The sequence below is a fragment of the Burkholderia sp. Ac-20344 genome (assembly GCF_017104975.1).
In the GTDB taxonomy this organism is placed as follows: domain Bacteria; phylum Pseudomonadota; class Gammaproteobacteria; order Burkholderiales; family Burkholderiaceae; genus Burkholderia.
Window position 1 is genome coordinate 1 of the sequence record NZ_JAAGPP010000159.1, and the last position, 18,494, is coordinate 18,494.

General features: G+C 68.1%; 18 protein-coding genes and 2 pseudogenes. 7 read left to right on the top strand and 13 right to left on the bottom strand.

What is annotated here, in order from left to right; all coding sequences use genetic code 11:
• The coding region (locus G3N64_RS33045) for an MFS transporter (protein ID WP_346778853.1) at window positions 1-361 on the bottom strand (361 nt) is incomplete at its 3' end.
• A 153-nt stretch (window positions 362-514) separates the two neighbouring features.
• On the opposite strand from G3N64_RS33045, the gene G3N64_RS33050 reads away from it, so the two are divergent.
• Entirely contained in the window at window positions 515-985 is a 471-nt protein-coding gene (locus tag G3N64_RS33050; protein ID WP_205787915.1) for a helix-turn-helix domain-containing protein, read from the top strand.
• Window positions 986-1,197: 212 nt separating this feature from the next.
• Here the strand turns inward: G3N64_RS33050 and G3N64_RS33055 are convergent.
• From G3N64_RS33055 to G3N64_RS33065, 3 genes and pseudogenes are all read right to left on the bottom strand, one after another.
• Window positions 1,198-1,527, bottom strand: a pseudogene (locus G3N64_RS33055) (MFS transporter); the annotation flags it as partial.
• A gap of 233 nt (window positions 1,528-1,760) precedes the next feature.
• A complete protein-coding gene (locus G3N64_RS33060; RefSeq protein ID WP_205787916.1) occupies window positions 1,761-2,534 on the bottom strand; it encodes an AraC family transcriptional regulator in 774 nt (257 codons plus the stop codon).
• Between the two features lie 35 nt (window positions 2,535-2,569).
• The gene (locus G3N64_RS33065) at window positions 2,570-2,911 is read right to left on the bottom strand and encodes an FKBP-type peptidyl-prolyl cis-trans isomerase (RefSeq protein ID WP_027791040.1); all 342 of its coding nucleotides are present in this window, start codon (window positions 2,909-2,911) and stop codon (window positions 2,570-2,572) included.
• 581 nt (window positions 2,912-3,492) lie between these two features.
• On the opposite strand from G3N64_RS33065, the gene G3N64_RS33070 reads away from it, so the two are divergent.
• Both G3N64_RS33070 and G3N64_RS33075 read left to right on the top strand, forming a co-directional pair.
• Entirely contained in the window at window positions 3,493-4,410 is a 918-nt protein-coding gene (locus G3N64_RS33070; RefSeq protein WP_205787917.1) for a metal-dependent hydrolase, read from the top strand.
• 450 nt (window positions 4,411-4,860) lie between these two features.
• The gene (locus G3N64_RS33075) at window positions 4,861-6,333 is read left to right on the top strand and encodes a sigma-54 dependent transcriptional regulator (RefSeq protein WP_205787918.1); all 1,473 of its coding nucleotides are present in this window, start codon (window positions 4,861-4,863) and stop codon (window positions 6,331-6,333) included.
• 28 nt (window positions 6,334-6,361) lie between these two features.
• Here G3N64_RS33075 and G3N64_RS33080 read toward each other — a convergent pair whose 3' ends face one another.
• Together G3N64_RS33080 and G3N64_RS33085 are read right to left on the bottom strand one after the other, a co-directional pair.
• Complete coding sequence (locus G3N64_RS33080) at window positions 6,362-6,748, bottom strand: GtrA family protein (protein WP_205787919.1); 387 nt, start codon at window positions 6,746-6,748, stop codon at window positions 6,362-6,364.
• Window positions 6,749-7,878: 1,130 nt separating this feature from the next.
• A complete protein-coding gene (locus G3N64_RS33085; protein WP_205787920.1) occupies window positions 7,879-8,661 on the bottom strand; it encodes an ABC transporter substrate-binding protein in 783 nt (260 codons plus the stop codon).
• 235 nt (window positions 8,662-8,896) lie between these two features.
• On the opposite strand from G3N64_RS33085, the gene G3N64_RS33090 reads away from it, so the two are divergent.
• Both G3N64_RS33090 and G3N64_RS33095 read left to right on the top strand, forming a co-directional pair.
• A complete protein-coding gene (locus tag G3N64_RS33090) occupies window positions 8,897-9,316 on the top strand; it encodes an MbcA/ParS/Xre antitoxin family protein (RefSeq protein ID WP_043177863.1) in 420 nt (139 codons plus the stop codon).
• Window positions 9,317-9,318: 2 nt separating this feature from the next.
• Entirely contained in the window at window positions 9,319-10,014 is a 696-nt protein-coding gene (locus tag G3N64_RS33095; protein ID WP_205787928.1) for an RES family NAD+ phosphorylase, read from the top strand.
• Window positions 10,015-10,086: 72 nt separating this feature from the next.
• Here G3N64_RS33095 and G3N64_RS33100 read toward each other — a convergent pair whose 3' ends face one another.
• The gene (locus G3N64_RS33100; protein ID WP_205787921.1) at window positions 10,087-10,818 is read right to left on the bottom strand and encodes a metallophosphoesterase; all 732 of its coding nucleotides are present in this window, start codon (window positions 10,816-10,818) and stop codon (window positions 10,087-10,089) included.
• Between the two features lie 137 nt (window positions 10,819-10,955).
• On the opposite strand from G3N64_RS33100, the gene G3N64_RS33105 reads away from it, so the two are divergent.
• Complete coding sequence (locus G3N64_RS33105; protein WP_205787922.1) at window positions 10,956-11,609, top strand: DUF1345 domain-containing protein; 654 nt, start codon at window positions 10,956-10,958, stop codon at window positions 11,607-11,609.
• Between the two features lie 47 nt (window positions 11,610-11,656).
• Here G3N64_RS33105 and G3N64_RS33110 read toward each other — a convergent pair whose 3' ends face one another.
• Complete coding sequence (locus G3N64_RS33110; protein ID WP_205787923.1) at window positions 11,657-12,364, bottom strand: class I SAM-dependent methyltransferase; 708 nt, start codon at window positions 12,362-12,364, stop codon at window positions 11,657-11,659.
• Between the two features lie 309 nt (window positions 12,365-12,673).
• On the opposite strand from G3N64_RS33110, the gene G3N64_RS33115 reads away from it, so the two are divergent.
• On the top strand, window positions 12,674-14,326 hold the full coding sequence (locus G3N64_RS33115) for a DUF3459 domain-containing protein (RefSeq protein WP_205787929.1): 1,653 nt from the start codon (window positions 12,674-12,676) through the stop codon (window positions 14,324-14,326).
• A 91-nt stretch (window positions 14,327-14,417) separates the two neighbouring features.
• On the opposite strand, the gene G3N64_RS33120 is transcribed toward G3N64_RS33115, so the two are convergent.
• The 5 genes and pseudogenes from G3N64_RS33120 to G3N64_RS33140 form a co-directional block, all read right to left on the bottom strand.
• Window positions 14,418-15,002: a thiamine phosphate synthase gene (locus G3N64_RS33120; RefSeq protein ID WP_205787924.1), complete on the bottom strand. Its 585-nt coding sequence runs from the start codon at window positions 15,000-15,002 to the stop codon at window positions 14,418-14,420.
• A gap of 22 nt (window positions 15,003-15,024) precedes the next feature.
• Entirely contained in the window at window positions 15,025-16,368 is a 1,344-nt protein-coding gene (locus G3N64_RS33125; protein WP_205787925.1) for a hemolysin family protein, read from the bottom strand.
• Between the two features lie 75 nt (window positions 16,369-16,443).
• On the bottom strand, window positions 16,444-17,223 hold the full coding sequence (locus G3N64_RS33130; RefSeq protein ID WP_205787926.1) for a HAMP domain-containing sensor histidine kinase: 780 nt from the start codon (window positions 17,221-17,223) through the stop codon (window positions 16,444-16,446).
• 67 nt (window positions 17,224-17,290) lie between these two features.
• A complete protein-coding gene (locus tag G3N64_RS33135; protein ID WP_205787927.1) occupies window positions 17,291-18,214 on the bottom strand; it encodes a DMT family transporter in 924 nt (307 codons plus the stop codon).
• 41 nt (window positions 18,215-18,255) lie between these two features.
• Window positions 18,256-18,494, bottom strand: a pseudogene (locus G3N64_RS33140) (LysR family transcriptional regulator); the annotation flags it as partial.

Sequence of the window (18,494 nt, forward strand, 5' to 3'; positions counted from 1 at the left end):
CCGCGACGCGCGTCGACGATGCGGCGACACCGATGCAGGCCGCCGTCAGCAGCAGAAGCTGCACGGTGATCAGGCGCTTGCGGTTCAGCAGGTCGCCGAGCGGCACGACGAACAGCAGCGCGAGCGCGCAGCCGAGTTGCGTTGCGGTGATGACGCCGCCGACGGCCGCCTGCGACACGCCGAAATCCTGCGCGATCGAATCGAGCAGCGGCTGCGCGTAGTAGACGTTCGCGACACTGGCCGCGCAGCAGGCCGCCAGCAACGCGACGCGCGCCGCGGACAGGCGGCCGCTGTCGGCCGGGTGTGCCGCGTGTGTGGGGGTGCTCGATGCAACGGTGCCGGAATGACAGGAAGACTCCATGGGTTCCCTCGTGCAAAGTAGTTGCAAAATGAAACTGGTGTGAGTGTAGGAAAAGTAGTTTTAAAATGCAACCTGTTGTGCGGCGGGCGAGACGTCCGTGCACGGATGGCCGGCGTTGCCGCGAAGGCGGCCGGCACGATGGCGGAGAGGAACATGGCCAGGCAGAAAAGTCTTGCGGATTCGCCGTGCCCGGTGGCGCGGGCGACCGATATCGTCGGCGATCGCTGGGCGTTGCTGATCGTGCGCGATGCGTTCGACGGCGTGCGCCGGTTCGGCGATTTCCGCGCGAGCCTCGGCGTCGCGAGCAATATCCTGTCCGACCGGCTGAAGATGCTGGTGGACGCGGGCGTGTTCGACGTCGTGCCGGCGTCGGACGGCAGCGCGTATCAGGAATATGCGTTGACCAGGAAGGGCGAAGGGCTGTTTCCGGTGATCGTGATGCTGCGGCAGTGGGGCGAGGCGAACCTGTTCGCACGTGGCGAGCCGCATTCGGTGCTGGTCGACCGCAGCACCGGGCGCGCGATCCGCAAGCTCGCGCTGCGGCACGACGACGGCCGGCCTTTGAAGGCGGCAGAGACGGTCGTGAGGAAGATCGGCGACGAAGCCGGTGCGACGCGACGGTGAGCGTCATGCGCGAGGGCTGCACCGTCGGATAGACCGTCGCGATCGTCGTCGACCGGAGCCGCATCGCCATGAGCCACCCGCTGGATTCCGCCGGCTATCGGCGGTTGCTCGACTTGCAGCGTCGTATTCACGACGACTGCGAGCGCGACCCCGGCGACGCATGACCGCACCCGTTCAATCGGCTGCCGCCACGGCCTGACGCGCGGGCGAAGCGCCGCGATCAGCATCGCGGGCGCGCTCGCGGCACCGCACGCGAGCGACGCAAGCGCGAACAGTACGAGGCTGGCAATGTACAGGCGGCGCGCGCCGAAGCGGTCGCCGAGCGCGCCGCCCGACAGCATCAGTACTGCGAACGCGAGCGTGTACGCGTCGACGACCCACTGCAGGCCGGCGACCGGCAAGTGCAGGTCGCCGGCGAGATGCGCGAGCGCGATATTGCCGATCGTCACGTCGAGCTGCGTGACGACGACCCCGGTGCTGACGGTCGCGACGACGCGGGCGAGCGCGGACGGGAAGGCGGAGGCGGGGGCGATCGTATCCATGCGTCAATCGTAGGACGCGCCCGGCAGGCGATGTTTCAGCGGGACGTGAAGCGTCGGCGAAGCAGCGTGGCACCGAGCGGGGCCGAAGCAGGAACGAAGCAGGAACGAAGCAGGAACGAAGCAGGAACGAAGCAGGAACGACGAATGCTGCGACCGGGTCGGCGTGAACGCGGTTTACAGAACCATGCCGCTACATGCGTCGATGCGTGCTCAGCGCGGGACTGCCGCTGCGTTCAATGCCGCTCACCGCGCCAGCGTCCCGGCGCAACGCCGAAGCGCTTCGTGAACGCATGCGTGAACGTGCTTTGATCCGCGAAGCCGACCATCCCGGCGATATCGACGAGCGGATACCGGCCGTCCGCGAGCAGGATCACGGCCGCGTCGAGCCTGAGCCGCTGCAGGTAGCGATGCGGCGTTTCGCCGAACGCATCGACGAACAGTTGATGAAAGCGGCGCATCCCGTAGCCGCAGTGCGCGGCGAGATCGGCGATGCGCAGCGGCTCGGCAAGCCGGGCGCGCAGCCAGCGGTCGATGCGCGCGAAATCGAGGCCCGAGGCGGGCGCGGCGATGTCGCGTTCGTCGATCAGCGCGCCGCACAGCCGTGCGGCGGCCTGCCACTGGAAACGGTGCGCGGCCGCGTGCTGCGCGTCGCCGGCCGGTGCTTCGAGTTGCGCGGCTGCCGCCGCGATCTGCGCGACCAGCGACGTCAGTGCCGGATCGATCGCCACGGCGCGCGCGCTGTCGAACAGCCGCTGCGGCACCGCGAGCGACGCGAGCGGAAGATTGAGCACGAGCTGGCGGTTCTCGCCCAGGCCCGCGTAATCGTGGCGCGCGCCGGCCGGAACCAGCCACGCGCCGTGCCGGTCGAGCTGCTGGCTGACGCCGTCCACCGCCATCACCATCGCGCCGTCGATGCCGAGCACGATCTGGTGAAAGTCGTGCACGTCCGACGCCTCGAGCGTGTCGTAGCGTTGCAGCGCGATGGTGGGGGACGGCAGGTGCGCCATGGGGCAGGGCGTCAGTCAGCGGGGCGTGTGCCGCGTCAGATGGCGAGCAGTTCGACTTCGAACACGAGCGTTGCGTTCGGCGGAATCACGCCGCCTGCGCCGCGCGGGCCGTAGCCGAGTTGCGGCGGGATCGTCAGGCGACGCACGCCGCCGACCTTCATGCCCTGCACGCCTTCGTCCCAGCCCTTGATGACCATGCCGCCGCCGAGCACGAACGCGAACGGGTCGTTGCGATCCTTGCTCGAATCGAATTTCTGACCGTCGGTCAGCCAGCCCGTGTAGTGGACGCTGACGGTCTGGCCGGCTTGCGCTACGTCGCCGGTGCCTTCGGTCAGGTCTTCGTATTTGAGGCCCGATTCGGTCGTGATGACAGACATGACTTCTCCTGAAAAAGGATGGGTAAAACCGCTATTGTAGGCGAGCGCGCAGCGGGCCGCCGCTCGTGGTTTTCGGCCCGTCGCACGCGTGTCGCGGACGGTGGCGGGCCGCTGCGGCTGCGATCGCGCGAAAGGCAAATGGAACGCGCGTTTGAATTTTCCGCGCGTGCCGCGACAGCGGTTGCACCGTGCCAGTGCGACGCGTGTATGAATCGGTGCTGCCGGGGCGCTCGGCCGCGCGCCGCGCGGCTTCGCCGGATTCCGCGAAACGCCCGCCACACGAGACTTTCAGGCCGCCAATGCGATGCGGCGTCGGCCGCTGAAAGCGGTTCGCGTGCGGTCACGCGCGTTCGAATCCCGACGCGTCCCGATGCTGTTCGAGCGCCGTTTTTTCCACCTTTTCGACCGTGCCCTGTTTGGAAGCGCGCATCTACCGCACGGCTTGCGCGCGCCGCTGCGGGCGGCCTATCTTTACATTTGTGAATGTCAAGATTTGGGCGGTGCGCGACGCGCCGCCCGGGCGCGCGCCGGCCGCGTCGGACGACGCGCCGGGCCGCTCCGGAACCAGGAGAACGATGAACATGAAGTCAGCCGCTTCCGCCACCGCAGCCGGGATCATGCCGGTGCGCCGCGACCTGCGCTTCGACCTGCCGGTCGAACGTGCGAAGGACTGGCATGGCCTCGGGTCGCACGTGACCCATTTCTTCAACGCGCTGTCGCTGCTGTTCCCGGCCGGCGAACGCTTCTTCATGGATTCGGTGCGCAACTACCGCGACCGGATCGACGATCCCGTGCTGAAGCAGCAGGTGCTCGGCTTCATCGGCCAGGAGGCGATGCACACGCGCGAGCACATCGAATACAACGAGCTGATGCAGGCGAACCACCTGCCCGCGCGCAAGCTCGACAAGCGGGTGTGGACGGTGCTCGGCTACATGAAGCGCAAGCTGCCGCATTCGGTGCAGCTCGCGCATACGGTCGCGGCGGAGCATTACACGGCGATGCTCGCCGACTGGCTGCTGCGCGACCCGACGCGCCTCGAAGGCTCGGTCGACGGCTACCGCCAGATGTGGATCTGGCACGCGCTCGAGGAAACCGAGCACAAGGCCGTGTCGTTCGACGTATGGAATACCGTGATGGAACCGGGGCTGCGCCGTTACCTGATCCGCATCGGCGTGTATCTGCTGACGACGCTGACGTTCTGGCCGACCGTGTTCCTGATGCACGCGACGCTGCTGTGGCGCGATCGCGGCGCCGGCCATCACGTGCGCGGCATGCTGCGGATGATCGCGTTCCTGTACGGGCCGCGCCGCGGGCTGTTCCCGCGCATCGCCGGCGAATGGCTGAGCTTCTTCCGGCCCGGCTTCCATCCGTGGGATCACGACAATCACCACCATCTCGCGCGGGTCGACGCGCTCGCCGCCGCCTACGGCGAACACGGCGGCACGCCGGCCGGCCGTGGCCGCGCGAACGCGCCGGCGCCGCTCGCATCGGGCCGCTGAGACCGCCGCTGCACCAGCATGCGCGGCATTGGGCCGCGCATGTTGCGTTCCTGCATCAGCCGGCTTCCTCTGACGATTGACCGAAATCAATTCGAACCGGCTGCGCGGGCGTCCGGCTGGCCGGCCGACCGGCCGCGCATGCCTGCACCGGCGAGCCGATTCCGGGTGCACCGTATTGCCCGCGAACGCCGCGCGCCAGCACCGGCGCGGCTTTGCGCGCCGCACAACTGCCCGTTCAGGGTTCGCGCCGCGTGCGCCACCGGGATAACACCCATCTAGCCGCGCGTCGGCCGCATCGATATACCGTTCATGACACTGTCCACCTCACGCATGATTCATGCACAGGGGGATTTTATTCGGACGGAAATGCGGCCAATATGTCGGTTCGATCGAGGTCCGTCGCACGCGACGGCGAGCCGGCGCGATACCAACGCCAAGCGGGGAACAACGATGGTTGCTAGGTCACCTGACGCAAACGGGCAAGCGGTGTCCGAGACGACGCATGTGTCCGTCACCGCGCCCGAGGACGGACGCAAGCTGTTCGTGATCATGCGTTCGCCGGACGAGCCGTTGCTTGCGCAACTGCGCGGGCTCGGCTGGGAAATCTCCGTCGCGAAGACGGCCGGCGCCGCGCAGAACATGACGTCCGGCGTGACCGTCGCCGCCGGGCTGATCGATTTCACCGGGTTCACGTCGCGCGACTATCCCGCGCTGAAGGCGTGCCTGAGCCAGCCGTCGATCGGCTGGATTTCCATCGCGCAGGCCGGCATCACGATCGGCCCTGCCGTGCGCGAACTGATCCGCAGCTACTGCTTCGATTATGTGACCCTTCCGTTGCCCTACGAATGGATTTCGCACGTGCTAGGCCATGCGCGCGGGATGGCCGCGCTCGATCGCGTCGACGGGGCGGCCTACGCGGCGTCGATCGGCGAGCACGGGATGATCGGCAACTGCGAGGCGATGCAGCAGCTGTTCAGCACGATCCGCAAGGTCGCGAAGACCGACGCGAGCGTGTTCATCTCGGGCGAGTCGGGCACCGGCAAGGAGCTGACGGCGCTCGCGATTCACGAGCGTTCCGGCCGCGGCAAGGGGCCGTTCGTCGCGATCAATTGCGGTGCGATTCCGCATCACCTGTTGCAGTCGGAACTGTTCGGCTACGAACGCGGCGCGTTCACCGGCGCGAATCAGCGGCGTGCGGGGCGGATCGAATCGGCGAACGGCGGCACGCTGTTTCTCGACGAAATCGGCGACATGCCGGTCGAAAGCCAGGCGAGCCTGCTGCGTTTCCTGCAGGAGGGGAAGATCGAGCGGCTCGGCGGTCAGGAATCGATTCCGGTCGACGTGCGGATCATCTCGGCCACCCACGTGGATCTCGACGGTGCGGTCGAGGCCGGGCGCTTCCGTGCAGACCTTTATCACCGCCTGTGCGTGCTGCGCATCCACGAGCCGCCGCTGCGCGCGCGCGGCAAGGACATCGACATCCTCGCGCACTACGTGCTGCAGAAATACAAGGCCGACAGCGGCCGCAAGATCAGCGGCTTCACGTCGGCCGCGCTCGACGCGATGCGGCGCTACGAGTGGCCCGGCAACGTGCGCGAGCTGATCAACCGCGTGCGGCGCGGGATCGTGATGGCCGAGAGCCGGCTGCTGACGCCGCACGATCTCGGGCTCGAGACGCCGGGCGAAACCGAGCCCGTGACGCTCGAACAGGCGCGGGCGCTCGCGGAGCGCACCGCGATCGAGAATGCGCTGCTGCGCAACGATCACCGCATCAACAAGGCTGCGGCCGAACTCGGCATTTCGCGCGTGACGCTCTACCGGATGATGATCGAACACGGGCTGAACGATCACGACAGCAACGGCGACAACGGCGGGCACGACGGCGCGCCGTCCGGCGACGCGGGGCATCAGCGGGTCGGCTGAGCGGCGCACGCGTGACGCGCGAGCCGGTTCAGCGATAGGTCCAGAGCCGGTGCAGCACGAACGTGACGGGCGGCACGCACAGAACGACTGCGACGACGCTCCATGCGCGGGCGAGCCCGAGCGCCTCGGTGCCGTGCGCAAGCAGCATCGTCACGACGAGGCCGGCCATTGCGACGGCGAGAAAGCGCACGAAGTTGCTCCATGTCACGGGCGACGAAAAACTCCACAGCGTATTGGCGAGATACGAGAACGCGGTCGAGCAGATGAACGCGACCGCGTTCGCGATCACGGGCGTCGCGTCGAACAGCGCGAACATCGCGGCCGCGATCAGCGCATGCAGCGCGGTCGAACCGAGGCCCGACACCCCGAAACGAAGCAGTCTGGCGCGTTCGGCGGCATAGAAGGTGCGGATCATCGGGCGCGGTTGTTCGAGGGTGTGGAGCGGTGTCGTGGGGCGCGTCGTTCGCCGGGAAAAGGCGCCGATGCGAACATCATGCGCGCCGGTTTCGGAGTATAGCCGTGCGGCCGGCTGGCCCGGTGCCGGCCGATTCCTGCCGATTCCTGCCGCGGAAGTCCGGCGATCTTCGGGCCGCCGGCGGCATGTAAAGCGCATGAAACATTTCGCTTCGGCAGCCACGCAAATTTGCGCGGCGAACCGGGGTGAACGGCCGGCCGTCCATCGGTAAAAATGCCGAGCTTCATTGTTCAGCCTTATCCGGCAAGGCAGGGCCGCCACGCGGTCCGTGCGTGCCGCACGCCGTGTGTTTCAGTTTCGTAACTTCCCGCATTCCGCACCCGTTCCGGCCGCCACGCCGTCCGGTCAACCCCTTGTCCGGACGGGCTCGCGGGAAGCTGGCCCGCTCCTTGCGAAAGTGAACGTGCGAAAGTCGACGATGCAAGGTCCGTCCGGTTCGGCAGCGAACCCTGTCAATACCGGCCAGGATACAGTCCGCGGGGATGCGGCGGCGGAGCGCGGCACAGCAGCCGCGTTCCGGCGAGCACGGAGCGTCGTCGCCTGATCGTCGGAGCACCGGCCTCGTCCGGTTGCCGGAACAAGCATCAGACTGATACGGGGAAGAAAAATGATCGATCGCTATACACTGCGGCAAGCAGGCCGCGATCGCAGTGATTCGAAGCATCGCCGGTCGAACGTCGTTCTCGCAGCCGGCCGGCATGCCTCGACAGGCCATCTCTCCGCGCCCGGCGCGAGGCGGATCCGGCTGATTGCCGGTCATCCGCGCCGGGTCGGCACTTTCCTGCATGCGAACCCGATTCGCAAGGGCATGTGCGCACGGGCGCCGGTGCCTCGACGCCCGGTCTTCGCATACTGACTGAAGCCGCACGATATTCGTTCGCGTCGGGCATCGTCCACGCGAACGATCGATACGCAATCCGAATGAAATGCGAAGCGTCGTGCTGCACGTACGACGGATGATGCATTCGATGCGACGGCAAACGGCGTCATGCCGTTGCCGTCCGGTGGTGAGGGGAGGGGCGGTCGGACGCGCGCGACGGGAGTGGCGCCCGTACGCGCGCGACGCCGTTTCAGCCGCCGTAGATGTCGAAGTCGAAGTACTTCGATGCGAGCCGCTTGTAGGTGCCGTCCTTGACCATGTCGAGGATTGCGCCATCGATCTTCGCCTTCAGGTCGGTGTCCTCCTTGCGCAGCCCGATGCCGGCGCCGATGCCGAGCACCTTCTCGTCGACGAGCTCGGGGCCGACGAACGTGTAGTTCGCGCCGCGCGACGATTTCAGGAACCCGATCGCGGCCTGCACTTCATCCTGCAGCGCCGCGTCGAGGCGGCCCGCGGTCAGGTCCGCGTATACGCCGTCCTGGTTCTGGTACGACACGACGTTCGCGCCTTGCTTGCCCCAGTACGCCTTCGCGTACGTTTCCTGCGTCGTGCCCTGCTCGACGCCGATCGATTTGCCCTTCAGCGATTCGGCCGTCGGCAGCAGCGGCGAGCCCTTCTTTACGACGAGCCGCGTCGGCTGGTTGTAGATCTTCGTCGTGAAGCCGATCTGCTGCGCACGCTGCGGCGTGATCGACATCGACGACAGCACCGCGTCGAACTTCTTCGCCTTCAGCGCCGGAATCATCCCGTCGAAATCGTTCTCGAGCCACACGCACTTCGCCTTCAGGCGCGCGCAGATCTCGTTGCCGAGGTCGATGTCGAAGCCGACGAGCTTGCCGTCGGGTGCCTTCGACTCGAACGGCGCGTAGCTGGCATCGGTGCCGAAGCGGATCGTGGTCCAGTCCTTCGCGACGGCCGGGCCTGCGGATACCGCGAGCAGGGCGATCGAAACAGCGGCAATCAGTCTCTTCATGGTGCGTTCCTTGAGCGGGGTGCTTCCGGGTTCTGTGCGACACGGTTTGACGGACACGAACCGCATCCGCGCGCGGTGTCCGCACGGCCATTAACGCAGAAAATAAAATAAGAGTCCAGAATGGACAAAAAATATCGTTTTGAAGGAGGCGCGGGCGGGTTCACGGGTGTCGACCCTTGCAAAAATACGAAAATGGACTAATCTTGTTAGTAAATTCGTTTCGAGACTAACGATCATGTCACAGCCCGCCTACGATTCGCATTCCGCCCCGCCGCAGGCCTCGGTCGCGCAGATGTCGGCGGCCGGCCTGCGCGCGTTTTTCAACATCGCGCGCGACTGGGAGCTGACGATCGACGAGCAGATCGTGCTGCTCGGGTCGCCCGGCCGTTCGACGTTCTTCAAGTGGAAGGCCACGCCGGAATCGGCGCGGCTGCCGCGCGATACGCTCGAGCGGCTATCGCTGCTGCTCGGCATCTACAAGGCGCTGCAGATCCTGTTGCCGCAGCCGGCCGCCGCCGATGCGTGGGTCAAGCGGCCCAACGACGCGGCGCCGTTCGGCGGCAAGCGCGCACTCGACCGGATGCTCGCCGGCAACGTCGGCGATCTGGTCGCCGTCCGGCAATATCTCGACGCGATGCGAGGTGGCTGGGCGTGACGATGCCGATCCAAGCACAACAATGGCCCACGACCGCGGTCGACTGGGCGCCTGCCTATCGCGTGATTCCCACCCGTTTTCCGGCGATCAACCTGTTCGACCGCGTTGCATCGGCGGACGATTTCGACGCGCTGTACGCGCTCGAATCGCTGACCAACGACCGCATCCGCAACGAAGTCGGCACGCTCGACCTCGTGCCGCCCGCCGAGCGCCGCTACGGGCTGGGCTGGGGGCCGATCATGGCTGCGTTCACGCACCTGAATCCGCAAGGCAGCCGCTTTTCCGACGGCAGCTATGGCGTGTTCTACTGCGCGCGTTCTCGGGATACGGCGATCGCCGAAACGCGCTATCACAGCGCGCTGTTCCTGGCGGCGACGAAGGAGCCGCCGATGCGCCAGCAGATGCGGCTCTATACGGTGATCGCGCAAGGCGACGTGGCCGATATTTGCCTATGGCCGAAACGCGATCCGGCGCTGCTGCACCCGCTCGATTACAGCGCCGGGCAGGCGCTCGGCCGCGCGGTGCGCAATGCAGGCGGCGCGGGCATCGTCTACCCGTCGGTGCGCGACCCGCGCGGCGAGTGCCTGGCGGCTTTCCGCACCGCGCTGCTGCGCGACTGCCATCACGCGGCGTACCTCGAATACAACTGGAACGGTTCGGCCGTCGATGCGGTGTTCGAACTGAACCAGGTCGGCTAGGGCCCGCTCGCGGGCATCAAGGCATCAAGGCATCAAGGCATCAAGGCATCAAGGCATCAAGGCATCAAGGCATCAAGGCAGCGGCCAGTCGCCCGCGTGGCGTTCGCGCGCTTCGGCCTGCGTCATCGACCAGGTGCGCCCGGTGCGGGGCTCGGCGAGCGTGAGCCGTCCGGCCGGCGCGAACGCGCCCGTGTCGATGAACCACTGCGCGCCGATCCGCTGCGGCGTGCGTACCGGCGTGTGTCCGGTGCAGGTCAGCGACAGCCCGGCCTGCCGCGCCGGATCGGCGAGCCCCTGGACGAGATCGCGGCCCCAGATCAGCCGCTCGCGCACGTCGTGCGAATAGCTGCCCGTGTCGAGATCGGCGTCCGAGCCGAAGAATTCCGCATGCAGCACGTTGAAGCGCCCGGGGCCGTCGCCGATCACGCGCACCAGCGGCAGCACGTCGACGCGCGCTGCGTGCGCGTGCAGCCGTTCCGGCGGCAGGTCGGCGCCCCAGTCGCCGCCGATTCCGCGCCACGCGTCGGGCGACAGCTTGCCGCGCGCCACGAGGCTCATCACTTCCTCGTGATTGCCGCGCACGACGTGGCACCACGGGCGGTCGAGCAGGTCGAGCGTGGTTTCGGAGGCCGGGCCGCGGTCGACGAGGTCGCCGACCGAAAACAGGCGGTCGCGAGCCGGATCGAAGCGGATGTCCTGCAGCAGCGCGCGCAGCACATCCACGCAGCCATGCAGGTCGCCGACGACGAAGTCGCGGCCGGCCGCGTTCGCCGGATGGTGGCAGAGGGGGGCGGTGGCAGTCATCCCCTTATCTTAGGCGCTCGCGCCCATCGCCACGTCACGATGGAATGGCGATAATTGGGGCGGTACCCGACGGTGCGGTGCGACGGGCTGTTTCGCGCACCGGCCGAACCCTTTCCATCCGCTTTCGGAATCACACGATGACGCTTTATCCGCAGGTATTACGCAACCGGCCGCGCATGGTCGCAGCGTTCGTCGCCGGTGTGCTGTGCGCGCTGCTGCTGCCGTTTTCGCTGCGTCCGACCGTGCGTGCGCTGATCGGCTGGGATTTCATGATCTGGCTGTATCTCGTGCTGATGTGGGTGCGCATGGTGACCGCGCATCATCACAAGGTGCGCGAAGTCGCGATCCGCGAGGATGAAAACGCGACGACCGTGCTGACCGTCGTGTGCCTCGCGACCGTCGCGAGCGTCGCCGCGATCGCGATCGAGCTCGCGACCGCCAAGAGCGTCGGCTTCAGCGCGGGGCTCAGCCACTACGCGATCACGGGCGCGACGCTGTTCGGCGCGTGGTTCCTGATCCCGACGATCTTCACGCTGCACTATGCGCGGCTCTATTACGGCTCGCCGAGCAAGGATCGCGCGCTGCGCTTCCCGGACCAGAACCCCGAACCCGATTACTGGGATTTCCTGTATTTCGCGTTCACGATCGCGGTTGCTTCGCAGACAGCCGACGTGTCGCTGGCGAACCGCTCCGCGCGGCGCTCGGTGCTCGCACAGTCGATCCTGTCGTTCTACTTCAACATGGCCGTGCTCGGGCTGTCGATCAACGTCGCGGCGGGCCTGCTGAGCTGACGCAGGCCGGGGCCACTTGAGCAGGTCGTACGGGCCGCCCCGGTCCGTCATGCGCGCCGCACCGCGATCCACGCGCCCCAGAACAGGCTCGCGAAAAAGCGCAGCGGTGCATCGAAGCCCGCCCCGCGCAGCAGGCCGAACACGGCTTCCTCGGACGCGGGCGGATCCGCGCCCTGCAGGATCTTCGCGAGTTGTGCGCGCACGGCGTCGGGCGTCGCGCCTTTCATGCGCCAGCGCTGCTGCCATGCATCGAGCAGGCGAGGGTGGTCCGCGTAGCGGCGATGGTTGCCGGCGAGCACGAGCGGCGCGCCGGGTTTCAGGCGTCGCGCGATCGCATGCAGCAGCGCCGCCTTCGCTTCGTCGCCCGGAACGTGATGCAGCACGCCGATCAGCGTCGCGCCGTCGAACGCGGGCGTATCGGGCAACGCATCGACCCCGTCCTCGACGAACGTCGTGCGCGCGCCGAATCCCGCGGCCTCGACGTTCGAGCGTGCGAGCGCGAGCATCGGCGCGGACGGGTCGACGGCCGTGAAGCGCCAGCCCGGCTCGAGCGCGGCCGCCACGCAGATTTCCTGCCCCGTGCCGCCCGCGCCCGCGACGAGAATCCGCGCGTCGGGTGCGGCGATTGCCGACGCGAGCATGCACGCGGTGAGTTCGTGGCAGGCATCGTAGCCGGCGAGCGCGATGCGGGATTGCTCGGCGTATTCGTGTGCGCGTGCCGGATCGAATTTGGCGGCACTGGCGGGAAGCGACATGGCGGGTTCCTCGGGGCGGGCGCGGACGACGTGTCCGCGAGCATCGCGCAGAGCGTAAGCGTGCGCGGCCGGTGCAACAAGGCGAGCAGCCATTCCGGTATGGCGGCTACCCGATTCGCCGGCACCTGCCGGACTGCGGGTTTTCCCGGGGTCGATTCGTATTTAAAAATGTCCGGGAACGATGCATCGCGGTGGCGAATCCGGCGCATACTCGTTTCTCTCCCCCCGCCTGGCCGTCGCATGCCGGGCCCCGATGCGCTGCGCCCCGCTGGCGCGGCCATGCCGCTCGGTACGCACGAGGAGCGCATGATGTCCGATTGTCCGCACGATCCGTATGCGCAGCACCACATTCACTGCTTGCCGTTCGGCGCACAGCCCTGTGGCGCGCTCTGCGCGACGCCGCGCACGCATTTTCGCGTGTGGGCGCCGGGCAGCACGCAGGTCCAGCTCGAACTCGATACCGGCTTCGGCCCGTCGCCCGTCCCGATGACGGCTGCCGGCACCAACTGGTTCGAAGTCTTTGCCGATTGTGGCGCGGGTGCGCTTTACCGCTATCGCCTCGACGATGCGGTATCGATTCCCGATCCCGCGTCGCGCTCGCAACCCGAAGGGCTCAACGGCCCGAGCGAGGTCGTCGATCCGCGCGCGTTCACGTGGCGCAACACGTTCTGGCGCGGGCGCGCATGGGAAGACATCGCGCTCTATGCGATTCGCCCGCACGCGGTGGGCGGCTTCGACGGCGTGCGCCGGCGCCTGCCGCAACTCGCGCGCCTCGGCGTGACCGCGCTGGAGCTGCTGGCGTCGCCGCACGACAGCCTGCCGTTCGCGCCGCTCGCGGCCGAAGGCGGCCCCGACGCGCTGAAGGCGCTGATCGACGAGGCGCACGGTTACGGCCTCGCGGTGCTGCTGGAGCTCGATTACGCGCGCTTCGGCAGCGGCACCGACGCGCTGCGCCACTACGCGGCGCCGTTCTACCATACGCGCGACGATCCGCTGCAGGCGCCGCCGCTCGCGCTCGATCATCCGGAAGTCTGCGATTTCTTCTGCGACAACGCGCTGTACTGGATCGACGAGTACCGGTGCGACGGGCTGCGCCTGCGTGAAGCCGACCGGATCGGCGTGTCGTGGCTGCGCGAGATCGCGGATCGTGTGCGCGCGGCCGTGCCGGCCGACCGGTTCATCCATCTCGTACTCGGCAGCGAGCGGCATCCGGCGCATCTTGCCGATACCCATTTCGATGCACAGTGGAACGGGTGTGGCGAACGCGCGCTGCACCGGCTGACGGGGCGCGACACGTCGCCCCACGAAGGCATTTCCGCGCACCAGTCGATCCACACGCTCGCCCGCGCGCTGACCGCGGCCGGGGCTGCGTTCCAGCCGGCCGGGTCGGGAGAAGGCATGGCGGCCGACAGCGGGCTGTCGTTGACGTCGCTGGTGCTGTCCGATGGCGCGTGGCGCGACAGCGGGCAGGGCGACCACGGGCAGGAGGCCGGTCTGGCCGCGCTTGCGCTGTCGCTGCTCACGCCGCAGATCCCGTTGATCTTCGACGAAACCGCACGCGACATCGATCGTGCGCATTTCGTGCAGTCTGCGCTTGCGGTGCGCGCGAAGCTGATCTCGCCGCGATTGTCCGATTGCCGGCCGCAGGATGCGCGTGCGCTGAAGTCGGACGGCGACGGCGATGCCGACGCGCTGCTTGCGTCATGGCGGCTCGCCGACGACGAGACGCTGACGATCGCGTTGAACCTGTCGCCCGAGGCGCTGCCGTTCGACGCACCGAAAGGGCGGATCGTGTTCGAGACGCCGGCGCGTGCGCGCGACCGGGTCGATGAAGGGGCGTTGCCGCCGTATTCGCTCGTCGCGTGGCTGACGGGCGACGTCAACCGGTATGCGCTCACGCACGATGCGCGTCTCATCGACGACGGTGCCTGGCGTGGATTGCGTCCGAACCTGAACGCATGACGATGTGAGCGGGTAAGTGTTTGAGAGGCCGGTCGCATTTGCGCCTGGCTGCGTCCGTCTGTATCCGGCTGCGCCGCAGGACATCCCCGAACTACCAGAACCCGCGAATGCCTGCGACGCCGTACGCGCCGTGGCGGCGTGCCTCGTCGAGGTGGGCGCGCGTCATGCCGCCGAGCGCGAAGACGGGCATGGGGGCTTCAGCAGCCAGCGTTTCGAACTGCGTCCAGCCGAGTGTCGGCGCACCGGGATGGCTGAGCGTCGGCAACACGGGCGACAGCGTGACGAAATCCGCGCCGGCGCGCGCGGCCAGCAGCAGGTCGTCGCGCGAGTGGCAGGCGGCGGACACCCATCGTCCGGCCGGCAACGGCCGCTGCGCGGCAGCGCGCAATGCGGTGCCGTCGAGGTGCCAGCCGGCGCCGTCGAGCCGCATCACGCCGGCCGCATCGATCGGGCCGTTCAGCATCAGATGCGCGCCGGCCGCATCGCAGCGCGCGAGCGCTGCGGCGGCGAGTGAAGCGAACGCGGCGGCATCGAGCGTTTTCACGCGCAGTTGCACGAGCGTCTCGCCGCGCGCGAGCACGGCCGACAGCCGGTCGACGAACGCCGCGCAATCGGCCGCCGATGCGGACGCCGGTTCCGGCGTGATCACGCAGCAGCGCGGCAGCGTCGCGTTCATCGCGTGCCGCGCAGCGCGGCCGTCATTCGTCGGCCTCTTTCGCGATCTTCGGGTAGACGCGCACGAGCACGATGCGCGGCCCGTTCATCTTCTTCACGACGACGTCGAAGCGGTCGAACGACACGCGCTGCCCTTCGGTCGGCAGGTCGCTGAGCGCCTGGATCACGAGGCCGCCGACCGATTCCGCACGGCCTTCGTCGATGTCGATGCCGAGCGCCTGTTCGAGCGACACGACGGGCAGGCTGCCCTTGCCCATCAGCGTGCCGTCGTCGAGGCGGCTCCAGTCGGCGTCGCCCTGGCGGAATTCGTCGTGAATCTGGCCGACCAGTGCGCCGAGCAGGTTGTCGAGCGTCAGGAAGCCGATCGGCTTCTCGCCCTTGTTGCCGACCAGCGCGAAGTGCGGCGCGCCCTTGCGGAAGCGGCGGAACAGGTCGAGCGCCGGCGTGTCGGGCTTCACGTACTGCACGGGGCGCACGTAGTCGGACAGGTCCTCGAGCGCCGCGCCCGCGTGGCGCGCGAGCAGCAGGTCCTTCAGGTGGATCAGCCCGCTCACCTGTTCGCGCGATGCATCCTCGAACAGCGGATAGCGGCTGAAGCGGTGCCGCGCGACGATCTCCATGTTGTCGGGCAGCGGCAGGTCGCGGCGCAGGCCGATCATTTCGTGGGCCGGCCGCATCAGGTCCGACACGGTCATCGACGAAAAATCGAGCGAATGCGCGAGCGTGTTCCACTCGTCGTTGCTGTACGTGCCGCGTGCCGGCTGGGCCGGATTGCCGGCCGTGCTGCGGCGGCTGCGCAGGATCAGCTTCAGCTCGTCGGTCGAGTAGTGCGCGTCGCTGCCGTGGTCGGCGGACAGCCCCGCGAGCCGCAGCACCGCGTTGGCGCTGTTGTTGAGCACCCAGATCGCCGGGTACATCGCCCAGTAGAACGCATAGAGCGGCAGCGCGACCCACAGGCCGACCTTCTCCGACTGGCGGATCGCCATCGATTTCGGCGCCAGCTCGCCGACGACGATGTGCAGGAACGAGATCAGCGAGAACGCGAACGCGAGCGAGATCAGGTGCACGACGCGTTCGGACTGCACGCCGATCAGGTCGAGCAGCGGGCCGATCAGTTCCGCGAAGGCCGGTTCGCCGACCCAGCCGAGGCCGAGCGACGCAAGCGTGATGCCGAGCTGGCACGCGGAAAGATACGCGTCGAGCCGGCCGTGCACGATGCCGAGGATGCGGCCGCGCAGGCCGTGCTTGCGGGCCAGTGTCTTGACGCGCGTGGCGCGCAGTTTGACGAGGCCGAATTCGGCCGCGACGAAGAACCCGTTCAGGGCCACCAGGAACAACGCGCCGATGAGCGCGAAGATCTGTAACAAAGAAACACTCCGGTTATGACAGGCCCATCAGTATAGGGCCGGAAAGGAATTCGTAATGTACTGGCCGCCGATTGCTTACACCGGCGCCTCACCGGGGACGGAGAGCGCGATGGTGGCGGTTGCGCCATCGGCGAACGCGTCGTGCGAGAACGTGCCGCCGTGCGCGAGCGCGACGCGCTGGCAGAGCGCAAGCGCCCAGGCGATCCGTTTTGCGTCGCGCTGGCGCAGCATCTCGCGACGCGCGAACGCTTCGAACGCGTGCGGCTGCGCGGGATCGGCGAGCGCGCCGGCGTTGACGGTGCAGGTGGCGCGCGCGGTGAACTGCACGCCGTCGCGGGCACACGCGAACGTCACGCGGCCGCCGGCGGCGCTGGCTTCGACCGCTGCCGTCAGCATTGTCCAGAGCGCCTGCGCGATGCGTTCGCGGTCGGCGGTCAACGACGGTTCGCCGTCCGGCAGCGTTGCATCGAGCGCGACCTGCCGTGCATCGGCGAGCGCGAAACGCACGAGCGCGATCGTGTCGTCGAGCAACGCGCGCAGCGCGAACGGCTGCGGCTTGAGGGCGAGCGTGCGTGTTTCCGCGCGTGGCGCGTCGAGCACGTCGTCGATCAGTGCGACCTGCTGGTCGATGCCCGTGCGAATGCCCGCGAGCGCGCGCTGCAGGTTCGGATCGGCGTTGGCGAACTGGCGCTCGAGCACGTATGCCCAGCTATGCATGGCGTTCAGCGGGCTGCGCAGGTCGTGCGACGCGGTGGAGAGCGCCTGGTCGCGAAGGAACAGCGCCGCCTGGGTGGCGTAATGCGCTGCGCGTTCGCGCAGCAGGTCGGCGGCGGGATCGACGGAAGTGGACGTCACGGAGCAGGCCTGTCGGAAGCGGTTGGCGTGGAAGTCACGCGAACCGCCATTATAGGGACGGTGCGTGTCACGCCGGCAGCGCGTCCTCGTCCTTTTTCCGGGCGTCGCCGTTCGGCAGCAGCTGGCACGCGAGCAGGCCGGCCAGCATCAGCGCGCAGCCGACGAGTGCGCGCAGCGTCAGCGTTTCGCCGAGCGCGGCCCAGCCGGCGATCGCCGCGAACACGCCTTCCATGCTGAAGATCACGGCCGCGTGCGCGGGTGCCGCGTCGCGTTGCGCGACGACCTGCATCGTGTAGCCGACGCCGACCGACAGCACGCCGCCGTACAGCAGCGTCGGCAGCGCGCCGCGCAGCATCGCGCCGCTGACCGGCTCGACGGCGAGGCCGACCGCGAGGCACGCCACGCCGCACACGAGGAACTGCAGGAACGCGAGCACGAGCGGATCGTGGCGTTTCGCGAAATGGCCGACGGCCATCACGTGCGCGGCGATGATCACGGCGCCGGCGAGCTGGAACCAGTCGCCGTACAGCACCGAGAAGTGCTCGTCGATGCTGAGGAAATACAGGCCGATCGCCGCGAGCAGCGCGCCGAACCAGGTCCCCGTGCCGATCCGGTGACGGGCGAACACGCCCATCAGCGGCACGATCACGACGTACAGCGAGCTGATGAAGCCCGCGTTGGCGATGCGCGTGTACTGCAGGCCGGTCTGCTGCAGTGAAATCGATACCGCCAGCAGCCCGCCGAGCGCGAGGCCCGGCAGCAACAGCGCCGGCGCACGGCGGATCGCCGCGAGCTGCGCGCGCGACGCGGTGTTCAGCATCAGCAGCGGCACCAGCACCAGCGCGCCGAGCAGGAAGCGCAGCCCCGTGAACAGGAACGGCCCGATCACGTCGAGGCTCAGGCGTTGCGCGACGAAAGCCGAGCCCCAGATCGCGGCGGCGGCGAGCATCAGCAGGTTGGCACGGAGGTGCTTGCGGGCGTCGGACTTCATCGGAATTCTTCTGGAGATTGCGGACGGCGGAACCCGCTAGTTTACGCCGAGATTGCAAGGCTGTCGGCAAACCTGCGCAACGCAGCGGCGGCGCGCGCGTCGCGCACGCGCGAGTACAGCACGACCTGCGACAGCGGCAGCGGCGGCAGCCCGAATTTCGCGCCGACGTCGACCAGCGTGCGCGGCGCGACACGCCGCGCCAACGGACAGACGGCAAGCCCGGCGGCAGCGGCGGCCGTGACCGCCGCCACGCCGCCGCCCGTAAAGCGTTCTCGCCACG